General features: G+C 45.7%; 19 protein-coding genes. 4 read left to right on the top strand and 15 right to left on the bottom strand.

Translation table 11 applies throughout. The annotated features are described in order from the left end of the window. Positions 1-39: 39 nt before the first annotated feature. Both OCV20_RS03980 and dnaQ read right to left on the bottom strand, forming a co-directional pair. Entirely contained in the window at positions 40-1287 is a 1248-nt protein-coding gene (locus OCV20_RS03980) for a TIGR03503 family protein (protein WP_086774695.1), read from the bottom strand. A gap of 9 nt (positions 1288-1296) precedes the next feature. Then, positions 1297-2064: a DNA polymerase III subunit epsilon gene (gene dnaQ / locus OCV20_RS03975; protein WP_017060722.1), complete on the bottom strand. Its 768-nt coding sequence runs from the start codon at positions 2062-2064 to the stop codon at positions 1297-1299. Between the two features lie 56 nt (positions 2065-2120). On the opposite strand from dnaQ, the gene rnhA reads away from it, so the two are divergent. Then, positions 2121-2585 (top strand): ribonuclease HI, encoded by a 465-nt coding sequence (gene rnhA / locus OCV20_RS03970; protein ID WP_017069372.1) that lies wholly within the window; start codon positions 2121-2123, stop codon positions 2583-2585. Between the two features lie 78 nt (positions 2586-2663). On the opposite strand, the gene OCV20_RS03965 is transcribed toward rnhA, so the two are convergent. Continuing rightward, complete coding sequence (locus OCV20_RS03965) at positions 2664-3446, bottom strand: class I SAM-dependent methyltransferase (RefSeq protein WP_048606645.1); 783 nt, start codon at positions 3444-3446, stop codon at positions 2664-2666. A 53-nt stretch (positions 3447-3499) separates the two neighbouring features. Between OCV20_RS03965 and gloB the strand changes: the two genes are divergently transcribed. From gloB to OCV20_RS03950, 3 genes are all read left to right on the top strand, one after another. Beyond that, a complete protein-coding gene (gene gloB / locus OCV20_RS03960; RefSeq protein ID WP_017060725.1) occupies positions 3500-4258 on the top strand; it encodes a hydroxyacylglutathione hydrolase in 759 nt (252 codons plus the stop codon). A gap of 70 nt (positions 4259-4328) precedes the next feature. Further along, positions 4329-5903: a LysM peptidoglycan-binding domain-containing protein gene (locus OCV20_RS03955; RefSeq protein ID WP_086774696.1), complete on the top strand. Its 1575-nt coding sequence runs from the start codon at positions 4329-4331 to the stop codon at positions 5901-5903. Further along, positions 5900-6586 (top strand): YIP1 family protein, encoded by a 687-nt coding sequence (locus OCV20_RS03950; protein WP_017060727.1) that lies wholly within the window; start codon positions 5900-5902, stop codon positions 6584-6586. Before OCV20_RS03955 ends, OCV20_RS03950 begins: the two co-directional genes overlap by 4 nt. Before the next feature lie 106 nt (positions 6587-6692). On the opposite strand, the gene OCV20_RS03945 is transcribed toward OCV20_RS03950, so the two are convergent. From OCV20_RS03945 to OCV20_RS03890, 12 genes are all read right to left on the bottom strand, one after another. Beyond that, the gene (locus OCV20_RS03945; protein ID WP_048612211.1) at positions 6693-7535 is read right to left on the bottom strand and encodes an endonuclease/exonuclease/phosphatase family protein; all 843 of its coding nucleotides are present in this window, start codon (positions 7533-7535) and stop codon (positions 6693-6695) included. A gap of 61 nt (positions 7536-7596) precedes the next feature. Next, complete coding sequence (gene glnB, locus OCV20_RS03940) at positions 7597-7935, bottom strand: nitrogen regulatory protein P-II (protein WP_017063373.1); 339 nt, start codon at positions 7933-7935, stop codon at positions 7597-7599. Between the two features lie 130 nt (positions 7936-8065). Beyond that, positions 8066-8377 carry a c-type cytochrome gene (locus tag OCV20_RS03935; RefSeq protein ID WP_086774697.1) on the bottom strand — a complete coding sequence of 104 codons (312 nt, stop codon included), beginning with the start codon at positions 8375-8377 and terminating at the stop codon, positions 8066-8068. Positions 8378-8435: 58 nt separating this feature from the next. Further along, positions 8436-9782, bottom strand: a complete 1347-nt coding sequence (tilS, locus tag OCV20_RS03930; RefSeq protein WP_086774698.1) for a tRNA lysidine(34) synthetase TilS — start codon at positions 9780-9782, stop codon at positions 8436-8438. A gap of 124 nt (positions 9783-9906) precedes the next feature. Then, positions 9907-10866, bottom strand: coding sequence for an acetyl-CoA carboxylase carboxyl transferase subunit alpha (accA, locus tag OCV20_RS03925; RefSeq protein WP_017060731.1), 960 nt, complete (start codon positions 10864-10866; stop codon positions 9907-9909). Between the two features lie 45 nt (positions 10867-10911). Continuing rightward, on the bottom strand, positions 10912-14391 hold the full coding sequence (dnaE, locus tag OCV20_RS03920; RefSeq protein WP_086774699.1) for a DNA polymerase III subunit alpha: 3480 nt from the start codon (positions 14389-14391) through the stop codon (positions 10912-10914). A 113-nt stretch (positions 14392-14504) separates the two neighbouring features. Beyond that, on the bottom strand, positions 14505-15125 hold the full coding sequence (gene rnhB / locus OCV20_RS03915; protein ID WP_017063371.1) for a ribonuclease HII: 621 nt from the start codon (positions 15123-15125) through the stop codon (positions 14505-14507). A gap of 33 nt (positions 15126-15158) precedes the next feature. Continuing rightward, positions 15159-16355: a lipid-A-disaccharide synthase gene (gene lpxB, locus OCV20_RS03910; protein WP_086774700.1), complete on the bottom strand. Its 1197-nt coding sequence runs from the start codon at positions 16353-16355 to the stop codon at positions 15159-15161. 129 nt (positions 16356-16484) lie between these two features. Then, a complete protein-coding gene (lpxA, locus tag OCV20_RS03905) occupies positions 16485-17273 on the bottom strand; it encodes an acyl-ACP--UDP-N-acetylglucosamine O-acyltransferase (protein ID WP_050644950.1) in 789 nt (262 codons plus the stop codon). 1 nt (position 17274) lies between these two features. After that, the gene (gene fabZ, locus OCV20_RS03900; protein ID WP_009847408.1) at positions 17275-17727 is read right to left on the bottom strand and encodes a 3-hydroxyacyl-ACP dehydratase FabZ; all 453 of its coding nucleotides are present in this window, start codon (positions 17725-17727) and stop codon (positions 17275-17277) included. Between the two features lie 93 nt (positions 17728-17820). Further along, positions 17821-18852: a UDP-3-O-(3-hydroxymyristoyl)glucosamine N-acyltransferase gene (gene lpxD / locus OCV20_RS03895; RefSeq protein WP_086774701.1), complete on the bottom strand. Its 1032-nt coding sequence runs from the start codon at positions 18850-18852 to the stop codon at positions 17821-17823. A 5-nt stretch (positions 18853-18857) separates the two neighbouring features. Then, positions 18858-19358 carry an OmpH family outer membrane protein gene (locus OCV20_RS03890; protein ID WP_017063367.1) on the bottom strand — a complete coding sequence of 167 codons (501 nt, stop codon included), beginning with the start codon at positions 19356-19358 and terminating at the stop codon, positions 18858-18860. Positions 19359-19365 lie beyond the last annotated feature (7 nt).

Here is a 19365-nt window from a genome sequence, read left to right as displayed (position 1 = left end):
CGGCTTATTCTCTCTAGACAATCTAATCATCTAAGCGAGTTACTTGGGTGCCTTGAGCTGCATCTCAGGTAACGCTTTTTTCTTCGCCTTAACCTTACGAACCACAAACCAAATCAATAAGCCCAATAGAATCGCGACCACATTACCCACCGCAATAATGATCATACTGCGCTGTCTGTCATCTTCACGTTTTTGAAGGATCATCAACTCTGTTGCGATACGCTTCTGTTCAGCAAGTGCTTCTTCTTGAAGGCGTCGTGACTCTGCTAAGTCGATATCTTCAACAACGCTGTACGACTGCTCGGTAATAGGAAAGATCAGCGGGCGCTGACTTGAAGCATCAGTGGCGTAAACCATCCCTGACCAATTATAAATCCCCAAATCGCCATTATAAGGCACCTCAAGAGCGACTTTCATTGCGTCGACTTCAGCTTGCCCCTGCTTGTACATCACATATTCATCAGGAGCCTTGTGCTCAACATGAACCGCTAACGAGCTCGGTGCGATCATCCCCTGCTCACCAGACACCACAATAGTATGAGGTAAACCCTCTTTTCGTGATTGAATGAAGGTGCTAGTGATCGGTGTTGGGTAAACCAAGACTTCTTGCTCTTGCGCTCGCAGGAACACGCCATTACCAGAGGTAATACGCGCTCGGTATTTACCGGGCTCGATATCAATTGGCAAAGAGACCGTGAACACACCATCTCCAGCCTTTTCATCAAGATCTGCGCCATCATCAGCAAACTCGCCCATCACAACCGGCACCGGGCGCGCTTCTCTCACCAAAGACTCTTCGTTTTCAACAAACTTAGTAAAGGTGACTTTAAGCTTTACGCGATCGAGAAAATCGCGCAGCACCAGCGGCTTGCCATCAGAAGTCAGTCGAGCGGTAAATTTGATGCGTTCTGTTTGATACAGCTTATCTGGGAACTCATTAGCATCCAAAACAAGGTGAGACAGGAGCTTGATATTGTTCTTAGGGGAAACTTTACCTATCGCTTGCCAAGGGCCGGGCATCGGATTGTCGATAGAGATAATGTCCATGGACGATTCTTCGTACCAACGGACATTATCAGCATTGCGCCAAGAGTAGTATTTCTTGCCATCAGGACGAACCAAAACGACAGGTTTAGAGTTATCGGCTCGATAAATCACAAAGGTGACTTGTTCAATACTGGGATCAACTCGAAAACGGTTGTCCAATAAACTCATTACGGATTCTGTTGCTGCATGTAAGCCAAAGCTTAACAGCAATAAGCAACCGGTAGCCCATACCCTTAACATACTTTCTCCCTACTGACGCCAGAGGCAGCTTCCGCTTTTCTCGACGAGATCTAAACGACTTTGATGCGCTTCTACTTCATCGGCCGTAGCTCGTAAAACCTTTAGGGATTTTCGACCACTTTCTACTCTTCGTATGCTTTCGGCTTCGCCTTCCTGTTGACCAGCGTTAAATTGCAGCGAAGTTTGACCACCCGTCATCAATAAGTAGACGTCAGCTAGGATCTCCGCATCGAGCAATGCGCCGTGGAGAGTACGGTGCGAGTTATCAATACCATAACGGTCACATAAGATATCTAGGTTGTTTCTTTTACCCGGGAATATCTTCTTCGCCATTGCCAAGGTATCGGTGACTTTACAGTAGTCATCCGTTTTACCTATCGCAGGGTTGAGCTTCTCAAACTCATAGTCCATAAAGCCCGTATCGAAGGGCGCGTTATGAGCCACCAGCTCAGCACCTTTGATAAAGTCGAGAAACTCTTTATGTATGTCTTGGTATTCAGGCTTATCAATCAAGAATTCATCGGTGATACCGTGAACGCCAATCGCCTCTTCTTGAATCGCACGATCGGGCTTGATGTAGACGTGGAAATGACGCCCGGTCAGCCTACGGTTGATGATCTCTACTGCACCAATTTCAACGATGCGGTGGCCCATATAGTGAGGACCACCTTCTGTATTCATACCGGTGGTTTCGGTATCGAGTACAACAATGCGCTTATTTTCGTTCGAACTGTTTTTTTCGTTCGTGCTTTGTTCTGGAGTGCTACTGGTATTCATAAGGATAACTGTGTCAGACTATGCCGATAATGTGCTTGAGGTAATAGTATCAAATCATGACGAAACAAGTTGAAATTTTCACTGATGGTTCTTGTTTAGGCAACCCTGGCCCCGGTGGCTATGGCATCGTACTTCGCTACAAAAAAGTCGAGAAGACGCTAGCAGAAGGCTTCACGCTAACAACCAATAACCGTATGGAAATGCTCGCTGCTGTCGTTGCCCTGCAAGCCCTCAAAGAGCCTTGCTCTGTGATTCTGACCACAGATAGCCAATACGTGCGTCAAGGTATCACACAGTGGATTCATAACTGGAAAAAGCGTGACTGGAAAACGGCCGACAAGAAACCGGTTAAAAATGCCGACCTGTGGCAAAGGCTCGATAAAGAAACCGCTCGCCATAGCGTTGATTGGCGCTGGGTAAAAGGACACGCAGGGCACAGAGAAAACGAGATGTGTGATGATTTAGCAAGAAACGCAGCGGAAAATCCGACTCAAGAAGATACGGGCTATCAGCCAAGCTAACCGCTTTTTAAATTAGACGCACATTTCAGAAAGCGATTTATAATTTCTTAAACTGACCAATCGATAAAAAGCCGACAACTAGTCGGCTTTTTCTGTTTTTAGCGGATATGACGCTTTGGTTGAATCCATTGTACGGCGCGTATTGGTTCTAAAACTGGCTCCAACAGGCGAGAAACGTCGCTTAAGGTGCCAATGTGGCTTGATAGGTTTAAGCGGGTAAGTACGTTTACGAGCAACAATAAAGTATTGGCTTCCAGCAAAAGATGCGCAGCCACCTAAGCTGTTCTCCAACCACGTCCACATCGCTTGATACTTACTCATCGGAAACAGCGCGTAGGTGTCACAATGAATCACTTCATAATTAAGTACACCTAACCAATCTTTTATTCGGCTTGGGGTGTACATCCGCCCACTCCAAGGCAAACTGTTCTTTCGCCAAGGCATTAAACTGGCAAGTCCAGTGACACTGATTGGGTTGAAGCCGGTGATAATGATATAGCCATCGTCCATCATCACTCGATCGACTTCTCTCAATAATCGATGCGGGTCATTGCTATAATCTAGCTGATGACTCAGTACTACAACATCAAAGCTTTTTTCCAAAAAGGGTAAATTATAGCCATCCGCTATCACATTATGTAATGGGTTCTGGATATCTAGGTTTACTTGATGTTGAATGTTGCATGTGCAGCTAGAAATCTCACTACTGAGGCCGCCGAGCTTGAGCATATGGTAACCAAATAGCTTTGGGCACCACTCATCGAGTCGAGTTTGAATAGATTCTCTCAACCAGTCCCCATTGTGCAATTGCGCCCAAGTGTAAGGACGTTCAAACTTCTTTCTGCTACGTGCTGGCTTCATCAATAATCTGTCTCACTTATTCTGTCGCACTAAAAGTGACTGGAGAACCAATAATGTTACATATCAAAAGCATACCTGCATTTAACGACAATTACATCTGGCTGATTCAAAATAGCGATCGCCGTTGTGCTGTCGTCGACCCTGGTGATGCGGCTCCAGTATTAGAGTACTTAGCACACCATGAGCTAACTTTAGATGCAATCTTGATTACACACCACCACCACGATCACATTGGTGGCGTTCCAGAACTCGTTAGACAATTTCCCGGCGTGGATGTCGTGGGTCCAAGGAATGAACCTATCCCTACCTTAACTCATCCGGTCGATGATGGTGATCAATTAGAACTGTTTGGCGAAGTATTCCTCGTCCTAGGGCTCAGTGGCCACACCGCGGGTCACATTGGTTATGTGGGTGATGCCAAACTGTTTTGTGGTGATGTGCTGTTCTCTGCGGGTTGCGGCCGAATCATGGAAGGCACACCACAGCAGATGTTCGATGCACTGAATAAGATCACGGCGCTACCTCAAGAAACTGAAGTTTATTGTGCACATGAGTACACTGCAGCCAATATCGCTTTCGCATTAGCAGTTGAGCCTGATAACCAACATTTGCAGCAATATCGCGATCAAGTGAACCGACTTCGCGCTCAAAATAAGTCGACCATCCCCACAAATTTGAGACAAGAGAAGTTTGTGAACCCCTTCCTGCGCTATACCGAGCCAAGTGTAGTGAAATCAGTGTCTAATCGCACCGAGCAGACCGATCCTTTATCAGTATTCACCGCTTTACGTGCGTGGAAGAACGAATTTTAACAAATACAGACTTGTCACTCATAGGGGGTGGCAAGTATTATCATCGGCCGTTAATTAAAAAGGCTGTAACATGCGAGTTAAGTACAGCTGGGCTTTGGTATTACTACTTTCTGGTTGCCAATTAACTCAGTCAGAGAATCCAGACCAAGCTTCCGAGCAAACCAACACATCTCCTACTAAAGAAGTTTCTCAAGCGAACGTTTCATCAGAAGCAACAGCCAAAGAAGATCAAAAAGTTGAAGCACCTGTCGTTACTCCACAAACACAAGAAGATGTTTGGAAACGAATTGCGATGCAACTTGAAATGGAAGTACCAGACCAAAAGAAGGTCGACTACTACCGAACTTGGTATCTCAAGCACCCGAGTCATCTAAAAACCGTATCAAAGCGTGCTGAACCTTTCCTATATTTGATCACCACTAAGATTGAAGAAAAAGGCTTACCACTAGAATTGGCACTACTACCCGTTGTAGAAAGCTCTTTCGATGCGTTTGCCTATTCTCATGGCAGTGCTGCAGGTCTATGGCAGTTCATTTCAGGCACAGGCAAAGACTACGGTCTTGAACAGAACTTTTGGTATGACGGCCGCCGCGATGTTGCCGCCTCTACCGACGCCGCATTGGACTTCCTCTCAGATCTTAACCGACGTTTCGATGGCGACTGGAACCATGCGATTGCTGCCTATAACAGTGGCGGTGGTCGAGTAAACAGCGCAATCCGTAAGAACAAGAAGTTGGGTAAACCAATCGACTTCTTCTCTCTGGACTTACCAAAAGAGACCAGCAGCTATGTACCAAAACTGCTTGCTCTAGCTGATGTCATTGCCAACCAAGAAAAGTATGGCATCGATATTCCGGCGATCCAGAACAAGCCAGTGCTGACTCTAGTTAACCCTGAAGAACAGCTTGATTTAGCCATTGCTGCGAACTACGCAGGCATTCCTGTCAAAGAACTTCAAGGTTACAACCCGGCTTACAACCAATGGGCGACAGCGCCAGAGAAACACCAACAACTATTACTTCCTTTAGACTCAGTTGAAAGATTCAACAAAGAAGTCGCTGCCAATAAAGGCAAAGGCATGAAGTTGGTGCGTTACAAGGTTCAATCTGGTGACAGCATTAGCGTACTGGCAAGCAAATATAACACCACCAGCAAAGTGATCCGCTCTGCGAACGGTTTGAGCAACAACAATATTCGTATTGGCCAGCACTTACTGATCCCAACATCCACCAAAGACGACAAGACATACGCCCTAAGCGCCTCAAATCGCCTAGCAAGCACACAGTCGAAGAGTCGTGGTCAATATAAGCTTAGCCATACTGTAAGAAGTGGTGACAGCCTATGGACGATTGCACGCGCAAATAAGGTCTCTCACCAATCACTGGCTAAGTGGAATGGCATGGGACCACGCGACACGCTTAGAGTTGGTCAAGAACTGGTCATTTGGAAGAATGGTTCAGACGGCGCCATCATCCGTACGATCTTTTATAACGTGAGATCAGGTGACACAGTCAGCGGTATTGCATCAAAGTTCAAAGTAAAAAGTGCAGATGTTGTAAAATGGAACACTTTGCAGAACAAGAAATACCTACAGCCAGGACAAAAACTGAAGCTGTATGTTGATGTAACTAAGGTAAGTGTATGAACCCGTCAAGTAACCCACTCGTCATGCTGTTGGATATATTCCGTTCGCCAACAGCTTGTTTCTTAGCGCTTTATCAGCGAAGTGCTTGGGGATGGCAACCCTACGTCGTATTAATGCTCAGCCCATTTTTATTTTGGGGTGCTTATTTTTCGAATGTAGATTTTGCATGGTTAAGTGCAGAGCTCTCGCAGCAACTGGCTCAAACGAACCCTGACCAATTGGCGTTACTTGACAGCAATACCTTACTCGCAAGTGAAATCATCAGCGACGTATTTGGCCGAACATTAACCATCGTTCTATTGGCATTCTGGTTTAACCTAGCAACCAAGCCAAGCCAACATCAGCACAGCTTTTGGCGATGGTTTGCAGCGGCATCGGTTGTTATATTCCCAGCTGTTTTAGGTGATGTCGCAAGCTACGCAAGCCTGATACTCAAGCATGGACATGTGATGAACTACGCTGCCGACTTGAACAGCTTAAATGGCTTGATCAAGTTACCGCTAACTAATGATTGGTCACAGTTTGCTAGCTCATTACCACTGCTTCTTCCATGGTACATCGTGCTAGGTTATGCCGCGGTATTGACGTGGACTGAGTTTGAACGCGGGCAAGCGCTTGTGATTTCTGGCTTACCATGGGTTGGCTACTACCTAATCTGGGCGCTCTACATTTTAATCTTTTAAGTTGAAGAGATAAGGCTAGCGAAAACTCTCTAGCCTATTGTTCCGTTAGATTTCCCAAGGTAACCACAGTGCGAATGGTTAAGCTCCAATGACTAATAGCTAATGACTATTTAGCCTTAAAGGTCACTCGCATAGGGTTATGATCAGAAGCGTCCGTAATGGGCGCTTTTGCTTTTTCTACCTCTAGCCCTCGATAGAACACGTGGTCGAGCACTAGCCCTGTAATGAACTGAGTTCTGTTATCTGGCTCAAAGGCAACTTCCGTCAAACCAACCTTCTCCAACGCATCTTTCAATACAGCAAAGCGAGCTTCACTCCAGCTATTAAAGTCCCCAGCAAAAATAACCGGCCCACGATACTTTTGCAGATTGTCAGTTAAGCTCTTGAGCTGAGCCTCGTAATCTTCCGTACCAAAAGTAAAGTTCACAGCGTGGATATTAATCACAGCCAACTCTTCGCCATTGCTTAGTTGGTAACGCGACCAAAGCGCGGATTTAGGCAGTTGAAGCCAAGGTTCTTCGTGAGTATAAGCACAAGCTTCAATCGGTAAATGAGTTGCTAGGTTGAGTACCCCTGCACTTTGCTCAAAGGCTTCAAACGCATTCACACGAGTACTACCCCATTGGCCACTCGTTACCCATTGGCGAAGTCCTTCTGTCATACTCGCTTCTTGCAGCAAGACTAAATCGCTGCCTGCCGATAGCTTATTTAACTCACTCTGCCAATTATTTCGGTTTTGCTTATAGATATTCCACACCGTAATGTCTAAGCCATCAGACACATCAATCGCTTTCGGTGCAGAGTTTTGGTAGCAGCTGTAGATGTCGTTACTGGTACTTTGAGAGGAAGTGATCAGGTTGGGTTTATTCGGGATCACGAAGATAAAATGAAAACTAACGACAGCAAGCGTTATCAATAGCGTGATAACAATGATGGTTTTCTTAAACATACAGCACCCTACCAGAAATGAAAAAGGAGCGATAAACGCTCCTTTTAGGGTAATAGTTTTTTTATACGGCGTCTTCGTCTTCTTCGCCAGTACGAATACGTACCACACGTTCAACTTCAGTAATGAAGATCTTACCGTCACCAATTTTACCTGTTTGAGCCGTTTCGATGATGGTGTCAACACATTGGTCAGCCACTTCGTCGGTCACAACGATTTCTAGTTTCACTTTAGGTAAAAAGTCGACCATGTACTCTGCGCCGCGGTATAGCTCAGTATGACCTTTTTGACGTCCAAAGCCTTTAACTTCAGATACTGTCATACCCGTAATGCCCACTTCTGCAAGTGCTTCACGTACATCATCAAGTTTGAATGGCTTGATAATGGCTTCAATCTTTTTCATGTTCATCCCTTAAACTGTGCGAATGGCTCATTATCGGTTAGCTATAGTAAACATTCAATGAAAAAAGCCAGAGCTTTAAAGCTCTGGCTCGAAATTTATCATCTTGTTTAATCAGCGCTTTGAGAAGGTTTTACTTAAGGCTTGCGTAGTAAGCGGCTAGATTCGCGATGTCTTCATCATTCAGCATTGAAGCTTGAGCCTGCATTACAGCGGCCAAACCGCCGGTGCGCTGGCCGTTCTTATAAGCATTAATTGATGAAGCGATGTATTGCTCGTTTTGACCTTTAAGGTTTGGATAGCCAGGGATCACTGCGATACCGTCTGCACCATGACATGCCGCACAGATTGCAGCTTTAGCTTGACCCGCAGCAACATCAGCCGCCAGAGCGTTACCACTCAATAGTCCAAATCCAAGAACTAATCCTAGTGTAATTTTCTTCATTGCATATTCCATTAATTATTTTTATTAAAGTGACGTCGAATTGTGACACAAACTTTTTCTACTTGCTCCAAAGCGCTTCACAATCTTGACCTTCGTAGTTTTTATCTACGAATAAGCCTAAAACAGCGATCACTTGATCGCCATCCATTAATATCGGCGTTCTGCGCCTTAACCAACTGGGTACTTGGTACTCTTGAAACAACTTCTTCAGCTTCCTGCTATGACCGCGCCCAACAGGGTGTGCTGACAATCCCTCAGGGTTAAAGATCACTCGCAGTGTTCCTCTCGTTGTGTTGAGACTAAAACGTAAACGTTGCACATCACGGTGGTTAGACACACCATCACTCGCCGCTGAAGTTAAGTTTAGCTCCCCTAAACCATCAGGCAGAACTAAGCTCTCTTCCATCGAGATATAGCTTTGCCAGTTCGACAAGTCTTTGGTCTCTTTGACGACATAGAGCTGATGATTAAAACGTCTAACCTCAACGTCATTCAACACTAACTTAGGATTGGCGTCCGCCTGAGCACATGCCACCTCATCCCATATAAGTTTGAGCTGCTTTTGGCTCGGCATCGGTTGATTACAGTGGCTCAGCCACATTCTTAATAGGCGTGCACGCAGTAAATCAGAGTGCTGAGATAGTGCTTCTATACTTATGCTTTGACTTGGATTGCCACCTAAAGCTTGCTGTAAGTGAGACTCAAGCAACTCATCCAACAGTAACTCTTGCTCTGCACATAGCTGAGCGCTGCGACTGACCGACTCTTGGAAACTAGGCCAACGCTCGTTCAGTGTCGGAGTGACTTGATGACGAATAAAATTGCGGTCAAAACGAACGTCTTGATTACTCTCATCTTCTACCCAAGTTAAAGCCATATCGCGCGCCGCCCCTTCAATATCCGTTCTCGTCACCGACAGCAGTGGGCGAACGATATAAGCATTAGCAAACGGCATCATTTTCGCCATTGAAGAGAGCCCTTTCGGACCACTGCCACGCTTCAACGCTAACAAAAAAGTCTCGACTTGGTCATCGATGTGCTGGCCTGTCACTAATACATCGCCTTGTCTAATATGCTTTTTAAAGGCTTGGTATCGCGCGTCTCGAGCCAGCTTTTCAATGCTTTCTCCACGGCTGATATCTAACGAGACTCGTTCAATGAACAAGGATACCGACAAAGCATCACACCATGTTTGGCACTGCTCTGCCCAATAATCAGCATTGTTGCTTAAGCCGTGGTGAACATGTACCGCACAGCACTCAATGTGATGGGACTTAGCGTATTGCGCAGCCAGTTCCAACAAAACTCGTGAATCGACACCACCACTGAAAGCGACGATCAACCGACAAGGCTTAAGCGCGCTTTGATCAAGTACAGATGTGAAGGTATCAATTAAGTGTGTCATGAGGCTAATAAACCAAGAGATCGTGTGTGAAGGGATAATGTTTTAATAATAAAAAAGGGTTGGCACTGAGTCCAACCCTTTCATCATTTGTTCGTATAGCTAGCCTTATCGCTAAGGCAAGTTATCAGCAGTAGCCGTAGCTCATTAGACGCTGGTAACGACGCTCAAGCAGCGTTTCGTTATCAAACTGCTCTAGCTCTTCTAGCTGTTTAACCAACATGTCTTTCATGTTCTGAGCCGTTTGTGCAGGGTCGCGGTGCGCGCCACCTAGAGGCTCAGGAATGATTTCGTCGATAAGCTCAAGCTCTTTAAGACGAGGAGCAATCAGACCCATCGCTTCAGCAGCTTGTGGTGCTTTATCTGAATCGCGCCATAGGATTGAAGCACAACCTTCTGGAGAGATTACTGAGTACGTAGAGTACTGAAGCATGTTCACGTAGTCACCAACACCAATCGCTAGTGCACCACCAGAACCGCCTTCACCCACAACGTTACAGATAACAGGAACTGAAAGGCCAGCCATCACTTTTAGGTTTTTAGCGATAGCTTCAGATTGACCTCGCTCTTCAGCACCAACACCTGGGTATGCGCCCGCTGTGTCGATGAAAGTGATGATAGGCATGTTGAAACGCTCAGCAGTTTCCATTAGACGTAGCGCCTTACGGTAACCTTCTGGCTTTGGCATACCAAAGTTACGGATCACTTTCTCTTTAGTCTCACGACCTTTCTGGTGACCAATAACCATAACAGGACGGCCATTTAGACGAGCCATACCACCCACAATAGCTTTGTCGTCAGCGTAAGCGCGATCGCCCGCCATCTCTTCAAACTCTGTGAATGCATGCTCCAGGTAATCTTTTGTGTAAGGACGTTGAGGGTGACGAGCAAGTTGAGCTACCTGCCATGCACCTAAGTCACTAAAGATTTTCTGTTTAAGCTCTAAGCTTTTTTTCTCTAGTTGTTCGATTTCTTTGTCTAGATCTACCGCTGTGTCACCACCGTGACGCGAAACGTCACGTAGCGCTTCGATTTTTGCTTCAAGTTCAGCGATAGGCTTTTCAAATTCTAGAAAGTTCAGGCTCATCTATGAATCCTTGTTGATTCAGCTCCGCATTCGCGAAGCTAAATTTTAGTTAAATTCGAGTTCTACTTGGCTATTTCCAAGCAGCTGTTTTAATTCGTCTAGTAATGTATCACTTGGCGTCACACGCCATTCTGTGCCCAATGTTAACCGCGCTCTAGCGTCGGCACGCTGGTAGTATACATTGACTGGGACCGTTCCGGCTCTATAAGGTTCTAAGATTTGACTAAAGCGTTCAAAAAATTGACCGTTAATTTGGGATTGGTCGATAGATATCGACACCCCACGAGCATATTTCTCACGGGCGCTTCCTAAGTCCATGACCTCGCGCGCGGACATTTTAAGCCCGCCATTGAAATCATCAAAGCTGACCTGTCCGGAAACGACAACAATTTTGTCTTTTTCGAGCAATTCTGCGTAGCGATCGAGCGCATCCGAGAACAACATCACTTCCATTCGGCCCGATCGATCATCAAGTGTCATCAAACCGATTCGCGTACCGCGCTTAGTCGTCATCACTCTCGCCGCAATCACCAAGCCAGCAATCGTTAATGATTGGTCACGACGCGTTGGCGTAGCATCTTTCAAACGACAGCTGGTGTATTTCGCTAACTCTTTGATGTAAGCGTTAACCGGGTGACCCGTTAAATACAAGCCAAGCGTTTCACGTTCACCTTCAAGCCAAACCTTCTCAGGCCATTTAGGCACTTGGGTATACTTGTGTTCAACCTCTTCCGGAGCATCGGTCAACACACCAAACATATCAGATTGACCAAAAGACTCGGCATGGTGGTGTTGGCTCGCCGCCTTCACCGCATCTTTCAAAGATGCCATCATCGCCGCTCGGTGAGGACCTAATCTATCTAAGGCTCCGGATAGAATCAACTTTTCGATAACACGTTTATTAACCTTCTTCAGATCAAGACGCGCACAGAAGTCGAATAAGTCTTTAAAGTAACCGCCTTTATTTCGCGCTTCAATGATCGCTTCAATAGGGCCTTCACCGACCCCTTTGATCGCACCGATGCCATAAACAATCGCGCCATCTTCATCGACGTTAAAACGATAGAGACCCGAGTTGATATCTGGGGGTAAAAGCTTGAGCTTCATACGGAAACATTCATCAACAAGGCCGATAACCTTCTCGGTGTTATCCATATCCGCTGTCATTACCGCAGCCATAAATTCCGCTGGGTAGTGCGTTTTCAGCCATAGCGTTTGATAAGAAACCAGTGCGTATGCGGCCGAGTGAGATTTGTTAAAGCCGTAGCCCGCAAATTTCTCTACCAAGTCAAAGATCTTCATGGCCAGTTCGCCATCAACACCATTGGCTTCAGCGCCCTCTTTAAAGGTACCACGCTGCTTTGCCATCTCTTCTGGTTTTTTCTTACCCATCGCACGACGCAACATATCCGCTCCACCAAGCGTATAGCCAGCAAGGATCTGTGCGATTTGCATTACCTGCTCTTGATACAGGATGATGCCGTACGTAGGTTCTAGCGTCTCTTTCAGCGATTCGTGTTGCCACGTTTCATCAGGGTAAGAAACCGCTTCACGGCCGTGTTTACGGTCGATAAAGTTATCTACCATGCCTGATTGCAGAGGACCCGGACGGAACAGGGCTACCAATGCGATAATATCTTCAAAACAGTCCGGTTGTAGACGTTTGATCAGGTCTTTCATACCACGCGATTCGAGCTGGAATACCGCGGTGGTTTCAGAATTTTGTAATAGGTTGAACGATGCTTGGTCATCAAGAGGAATCGACTCGATACGAACAGGCTCTTTACCCTCTTTCTTTAAGCGTGGGTTTACGAGGCCCAACGCCCAGTCGATGATGGTCAGGGTACGTAGACCCAAGAAGTCGAACTTAACCAAACCAGCGGTTTCAACGTCATTCTTATCGAATTGCGTTACTGGGAAGTTACCTTCGGCATCGGCATAAATTGGCGCAAAATCGGTGATCGTGGTTGGTGAAATAACAACACCACCCGCGTGCTTACCGGCATTTCGCGTACAACCTTCAAGGATGCGACACTTATCAATCAGCTCACGAACTTCTTCATCGCCATCATAAAGCTCTGGCAATGCAGGTTCAGCAAGGAATGCTTTCTCTAGCGTCATACCCGGATCTGGCGGTACAAGCTTTGAAATTCGATCGACGAAACCAAACGGGTGGCCCAGTACACGGCCTACATCGCGAATTACCGCTTTCGCCGCCATGGTACCAAAGGTGATGATCTGAGATACCGCATCACGACCGTACATTTCAGCAACGTGATCAATAACTTGGTCACGCTTATCCATACAGAAGTCGATATCGAAATCGGGCATGGATACACGTTCTGGGTTCAAGAAACGTTCGAAAAGTAGATCGTATTCAAGTGGATCAAGATCGGTGATATCAAGCGCGTAAGCCACCAAAGAACCGGCACCAGAACCACGCCCTGGACCTACTGGCACATCGTTGTCTTTTGACCACTGAATGAACTCCATTACGATCAAGAAGTAACCTGGGAAACCCATGTTATTGACAACTTCGAGCTCGATCTTGAGTCGCTCATCGTATTCAGGTCTGCGCTCAGCGCGAACTTTTTCGTCAGGGAATAGGAACGCCAAACGTCGTTCAAGACCTTCTTCTGATTTCTTGATCAAGAAGTCTTCAATCGCCAAACCTTCCGTAGGGAAGTTAGGCAGGAAGTATTCACCTAAACGAACGGTCACGTTACAACGCTTGGCAATCTCAACACTGTTCTCTAGCGCTTCTGGAATGTCTGAGAACAGCTCACACATCTCTTCTTCGCTACGAAGATACTGTTGCGCACTGTAGTTCTTAGGACGACGAGGGTCGACCATAGTGAAACCGTCATGGATCGCCACGCGGATTTCGTGAGCATCAAACAGGTCTTCAGTTAGAAAAACCACTTCGTTGGTTGCGACAACAGGCAAGTCTTCCTGTTCAGCAAGCTCTAACGCAAAATGTAAGTATGACTCTTCATCTGGTCGTCCGGTACGAATCAGCTCCAAGTAAAAACGGTCGGCAAAGTACATTTTGTAAAACTCAACGCTGCTTGCAACCAAATCACGGTTACCTTTCAGTAACGCCTTACCAATCTCACCTTCTTTGGCGCCCGATAGAATGATCAGGCCTTCTGCATTCTCAATTAGCCACTCTTTATCAATAACAGGCTGATGCTGAACGTGACCACGAAGGTAGGCTTTTGAGATAAGTAGCGTTAGGTTGTTATAACCTTTATTGTCCGTTGCGATAACGGTGAGCTTGGTCAACTCGTCACCGAATTCCGGAGACTGCATCAAGAAGTCAGCACCAATAATAGGTTTAACCCCACACCCATGGGCAGTACCGTAAAACTTCACCAAACCACACAGGTTGGTAAAGTCGGTCAATGCTAGAGCAGGCATACCCATTTCAGCGACTTTTTTAACTAATGGTGGCACCTTGGATAGGCCATCCACCATCGAAAAGTCACTGTGTACGCGTAGGTGAACAAATTTTGGATCTGACATTATTTTTCCTGAGTTCTAGGTTTGAGCCTAGGATTACAACTGTGTGTATTCTATTTTTTTCTAATACAAGTTAGCAACTTTATTCGATGCTAAGCTCTAGTTAACGTAAAGCTCTAGTCTATGCCAAGAATACGTTTTACTGGCTTAAAGCTCTTACGGTAATGCTCGGTTACACCATGTTTTTCAATCGCTTCGAAATGCGCTTTGGTCGGGTAACCTTTATGTTTAGCAAAACCAAACTCTGGATGAAGTTTATCAAGATCTTCCATCTCTTGGTCACGAACGACTTTTGCGATAATAGACGCCGCACTGATTTCAGCCACTCGCAAGTCCCCCTTCACAATCGCAAGACCGTCCATCGGCAGTTCTGGGACACGGTTTCCATCTATCAACGCCATATCAGGTTGAACGCTCAAACCTGCGATAGCTCGCTGCATAGCTACCATCGTCGCTTGCAGAATATTCAACTCATCAATTTCTTGTGGAGAACAACGACCGACAGACCACGCTAAAGCTTTCTCTTTGATTTCTGGAAGCAGCGCAAGACGCTTTTTCTCAGATAATTTCTTTGAGTCGTTCAAGCCTTCGATTGGGTTGTTTGGATCGAGGATAACCGCAGCAGTCACCACGTCGCCAACCAAAGGGCCGCGTCCTACTTCATCTACGCCAGCAAACAGCTGGTAGCCTTGCGGATATTCAAATGGAGGAAGCTCTTTTTTCTCTTTTACTGCCATAACTAATCTCTTAATGTTCTGTATGTAAGCGCTTTATGCTTCAACAAAAGGTCGGTCAATCAATTTCAATACTGCGTTAGCGGCTTGTTTGTCTGCGTCTTTACGGATCCAGTGATGCATCTCGGTAAAGCGTTCGATCAAGGCACTGTTATCGGCTGATAGCATCTTATCGACAGACGGGAACAAAAAGTCTGGGTGGCACTCTTCAAGAATATGCTCTTTCACGATCTCTTCACCAGCCAAAATATTCGGCAGTGACACAAACTCAGTGATCGCCAATTTCTTAACAATGTAACCCGTCAGCTTATTTACTTTGTAACCAACCACCATAGGGCGTTTAAGCAACATACATTCAAGAGCCACGGTACCTGAAGCCAAGAGCACAGAATCAGCGGCGGTAATCACGTTGGTTGCCGTATCTTCGACTAACGTGAATTCAAGCTCAGGTGCGGTCGATTGCCAGATTTCAGTAAACTGCTTTTTACGCTGCTCGTTAACGAGCGCAACAACAAAATTGATATCCGGATACTTCTGCTTGATACGTTGGCAAGTTTCGATAAATGGCTGAGCAATCAAACCCATCTCACCACCACGACTACCCGGTAATACGGCTAACCACTGCTTGTCTTGATCAAGACCTAACAGCTCTCGAGCATCTTGTTTACTAGGCTCTAAAGGAATCGCGTCTGCCAACGTGTGACCAACAAACTCACAGGCAACGTTATATTTATCGTAGAACGCTTTTTCGAACGGCAAGAAAGCCAATACTAAGTCAGTTGCTTTGTCGATTTTAAAGATACGCTTTGGACGCCAAGCCCATACTGAAGGGCTCACGTAATGCACCGTTTTGATACCAGCGTTCTTAAGGTCTAACTCAAGCCTTAGGTTGAAGTCGGGCGCGTCGATGCCGACAAAGACATCGGGTGGATTTTGAGTGAAATACTTAACCAGCTCTGCTTTTACTTTTAACAAGCGAGGTAAACGGCCAAGCACTTCAACTAAGCCCATAACGGCCAGCTCTTCCATCTCGAAAAGAGACTCACAATCCAGGGCTTTCATTTTCGGCCCGCCAATGCCAACGAACTCAGCATTCGGGTATTGTGATTTGATCGCTTTGATAAAGCCTTCACCAAGCGTATCGCCAGACAGTTCGCCGACAACAATGCCTACGCGCAATGGTTCATTCGAAACGAAGTCCGAGCTATTGGTTGCTGCTTCTTGCTGTGCCATAGTTTTTCAATTCCCTTGTTGCCTAAAACAAAAAAGACCGCCTAACGAGTAGCGATCTTTTTGTTATACCATTCTGATGAAGTAATTATTGTCATACTCACATTGATTGGTACATAACCACATCGAGTATTAACGAATAATACCGCGCTCAGAGTTCTCTAGCATTTCAAGCATAGGCGCTACCGAAGTAAACTCTTTTGCCATTTCAACTAAAGCCGCTTTCGCTTCTTCAAGTGTTTTACCTGAACGGTATAACTCTTTGTACGCCTTCTGTAGTGCACGAATTTCAGGTTTTTCAAATCCGTTACGCTTCAAACCTACTAGGTTAAGACCGAATGGAGCCGCGTGGTTACCCTGTGCAAGTACGTACGGCAGTACATCTTGAACAACTGCAGAACAGCCACCAATGTATGCGTAAGCACCAATCGAACAGAACGGGTGAATCGCAGAAAGTGCCATAACACCAGCGTAGTCGCCAACCGTTACGTGACCGCCAAGAATAGCGTTGTTACCAATGTGAGTGTGGTTACCAACAATAACATCGTGCGCTACGTGAGCATTAACACAAAGTAAGTTGTCATCACCAATCACTGTGGTTGCTTTATCTTGAACCGTACCACGATGGATTTGAACCGCTTCACGAATTACGTTGCGATCACCGATCACAACTGTTGTGTCTTCGCCGCCGTATTTCTTATCTTGGTTTTCTTCACCGATAACAGCGTGTGGGAAGATACGGTTTTCTTTGCCAATGGTTGTGTGACCTTTGATCACAACGTGCGACATCACTTCAGTGTCGTCACCAATTGTCACGTTACCAGCAATGTAAGTGAAAGGCCCAACCGTCACGTTAGCACCGATAGTTACATCACCTTCGATTACTGCTGCCGGGTGAATTTTCGCTGTTTCATGAATCATATTAAAACTCTCTACGAGCACATTTAAGTTCAGCTGAACATACAACTACGCCGTCAACTTTAGCAACACCGTTAAACGATGCGATGCCGCGACGTTCTTTTAAGAATTCAACTTCGATAACCAGTTGGTCACCTGGTACTACTGGCTTACGGAATTTAGCTTTATCTACGCTAGCAAAGTAGTACAACTCGTTGCCAGAAGGCGCACCGAAAGATTTGAATGCTAGAAGGCCTGTTGCTTGTGCCATTGCTTCTAAGATCAACACGCCTGGGAATACAGGAAGCTGAGGGAAGTGGCCTGTGAACTGAGGTTCGTTAACAGAAACATTCTTAATTGCGGTCAGTGTTTTTTCTTTTTCAAAGCTAGTCACACGATCAACCATTAAGAATGGGTAGCGATGAGGTAATAGTTCCTGAATTTCAGTAATGTTCATCGTTGTCTGTTCAGTAGTCAAAGTCGTATTCCTATGTATATTCTTTATTTAATTAGAAGGATTATAAACGAAAAAGACTCGCTGTACGCGAGCCTTTTATTAGAAATGCTGGAATTATGATTCCGCGCTCTTCTCAATAAGTTTTTCAACGGTTTTCAAACGCTTGTTCATTTCATCAATACGATGAACACGCGTTGCTGTTTTACGCCAATCTTTGTTTGGCTGTAAAGGAATACCCGAAGAGTACATGCCTTTCTCAGTGATGCTGCGCATTACCATTCCCATTCCGGTAATCGTAACGCCGTCAGTAATTTCAATGTGACCATTAATCACACTACCACCACCAATAATACAGTACTTACCTATCGTCGTGCTGCCTGCAATGATAGTACCACCTGCAAGAGCTGAACCATATCCGATGTGAACATTGTGAGCAATCTGAAGTTGGTTATCTAGGATAACGTTGTCTTCAATGATTGTGTCATCTAATGCGCCGCGGTCGATGGTAGTACACGCGCCAATTTCTACGCGGTTACCGATGCGAACCGAGCCGACTTGCGGGATCTTAACCCATTCGCCTTTCTCGTTCGCATAGCCAAAGCCATCAGAGCCAATAACAGTACTTGATTGGATCAGACATGCTTCACCAATCACAACTTCATGGTAAACACTGACGTTAGCCCACAGCTTAGTGCCTGCGCCAATTTTTGCATTTTTACCAATAAAGCAACCAGCACCGATGACCACATCGTCACTAAGTACTACACCAGACTCAATCACAGCGTTCGCGCCAATAGACACATTTTGTCCAATGGTTGCATCGCTAGAGATTGAAGCAGAATCAGCAATAGCCGCTGCGGGAGCAGGAGTAGTATCAAGCGCTTGAGCAACCTTAGCAAAAGCAACGTAAGGGTCACTAACCACAATAACGTTGGTCTTACACAGTTCGCGCTCACTCTCTTTAACCATAATAGCGGATGCTTTACAGTCACCTAGGTGCTTGCTGTACTTCACGTTAGAAAGGAACGTAATGTGACCTTCTTGCGCTTTATCCATAGGAGCGACTGCTGAGACGGTAATCGTACCGTCTCCGTGTAGCTCTCCCCCAGTAATCGTTGCCAATTCGGCTAAAGTCAGGTTCTTCATAAAACTTATTTCAGTGATTTAATTACTTGCTCAGAGATGTTGTATTCAGGCTTACCGTATTGTAGAGCTTGAATATCAACGATCATGTCGTAGCCTTCTTTCTCTGCAACTTTAGTTACAGCATCTTGAATCACTTTGAACAGCTTCTGCTTCTCTTGTGCTTCACGACGTTGACTTGCTTTTTCTAGTGCTTGAGCCTTGATTTTGTACTTGCTGTCTAGTTGGCCTACTTCGATGCGAAGCTTCTCAACTTCTTCAGGACCTAGTAGCTCGCCATCACGCTTAAGCTTTTCAATCTTCGTTTTCGCTTCAGCTTGAATGCTCTGTAGCTCAGCCGCTTTATCTTTGAACTCTTCCTGCATTTTTTGAAGAACAACTTCACGCTGAGGTAGAGCCTGGAATACTTGTGCAGTGTTTACATAACCCACTTTTTGCGCAGCTTCAGCAGCTGTTGCAAAGAAAGAAGAGCTAAGAACTACAAGGCCTAAACCTGCTGCTTTAATCATATTTTTC

This window comes from Vibrio coralliirubri (assembly GCF_024347375.1).
Classification (GTDB): Bacteria; Pseudomonadota; Gammaproteobacteria; order Enterobacterales; family Vibrionaceae; genus Vibrio; species Vibrio coralliirubri.
This window is presented reverse-complemented; position numbering and strand designations above follow the sequence as displayed.

Coding starts and splice junctions, on each gene's coding strand:
- OCV20_RS03980 (WP_086774695.1), bottom strand. CDS start 1,287: ATGTTAAGGGTATGGGCTACCGGTTGCTTATTGCTGTTAAGCTTTGGC.
- dnaQ (WP_017060722.1), bottom strand. CDS start 2,064: ATGAATACCAGTAGCACTCCAGAACAAAGCACGAACGAAAAAAACAGT.
- rnhA (WP_017069372.1), top strand. CDS start 2,121: ATGACGAAACAAGTTGAAATTTTCACTGATGGTTCTTGTTTAGGCAAC.
- OCV20_RS03965 (WP_048606645.1), bottom strand. CDS start 3,446: ATGAAGCCAGCACGTAGCAGAAAGAAGTTTGAACGTCCTTACACTTGG.
- gloB (WP_017060725.1), top strand. CDS start 3,500: ATGTTACATATCAAAAGCATACCTGCATTTAACGACAATTACATCTGG.
- OCV20_RS03955 (WP_086774696.1), top strand. CDS start 4,329: ATGCGAGTTAAGTACAGCTGGGCTTTGGTATTACTACTTTCTGGTTGC.
- OCV20_RS03950 (WP_017060727.1), top strand. CDS start 5,900: ATGAACCCGTCAAGTAACCCACTCGTCATGCTGTTGGATATATTCCGT.
- OCV20_RS03945 (WP_048612211.1), bottom strand. CDS start 7,535: ATGTTTAAGAAAACCATCATTGTTATCACGCTATTGATAACGCTTGCT.
- glnB (WP_017063373.1), bottom strand. CDS start 7,935: ATGAAAAAGATTGAAGCCATTATCAAGCCATTCAAACTTGATGATGTA.
- OCV20_RS03935 (WP_086774697.1), bottom strand. CDS start 8,377: ATGAAGAAAATTACACTAGGATTAGTTCTTGGATTTGGACTATTGAGT.
- tilS (WP_086774698.1), bottom strand. CDS start 9,782: ATGACACACTTAATTGATACCTTCACATCTGTACTTGATCAAAGCGCG.
- accA (WP_017060731.1), bottom strand. CDS start 10,866: ATGAGCCTGAACTTTCTAGAATTTGAAAAGCCTATCGCTGAACTTGAA.
- dnaE (WP_086774699.1), bottom strand. CDS start 14,391: ATGTCAGATCCAAAATTTGTTCACCTACGCGTACACAGTGACTTTTCG.
- rnhB (WP_017063371.1), bottom strand. CDS start 15,125: ATGGCAGTAAAAGAGAAAAAAGAGCTTCCTCCATTTGAATATCCGCAA.
- lpxB (WP_086774700.1), bottom strand. CDS start 16,355: ATGGCACAGCAAGAAGCAGCAACCAATAGCTCGGACTTCGTTTCGAAT.
- lpxA (WP_050644950.1), bottom strand. CDS start 17,273: ATGATTCATGAAACAGCGAAAATTCACCCGGCAGCAGTAATCGAAGGT.
- lpxD (WP_086774701.1), bottom strand. CDS start 18,852: ATGAAGAACCTGACTTTAGCCGAATTGGCAACGATTACTGGGGGAGAG.
- OCV20_RS03890 (WP_017063367.1), bottom strand. CDS start 19,358: ATGATTAAAGCAGCAGGTTTAGGCCTTGTAGTTCTTAGCTCTTCTTTC.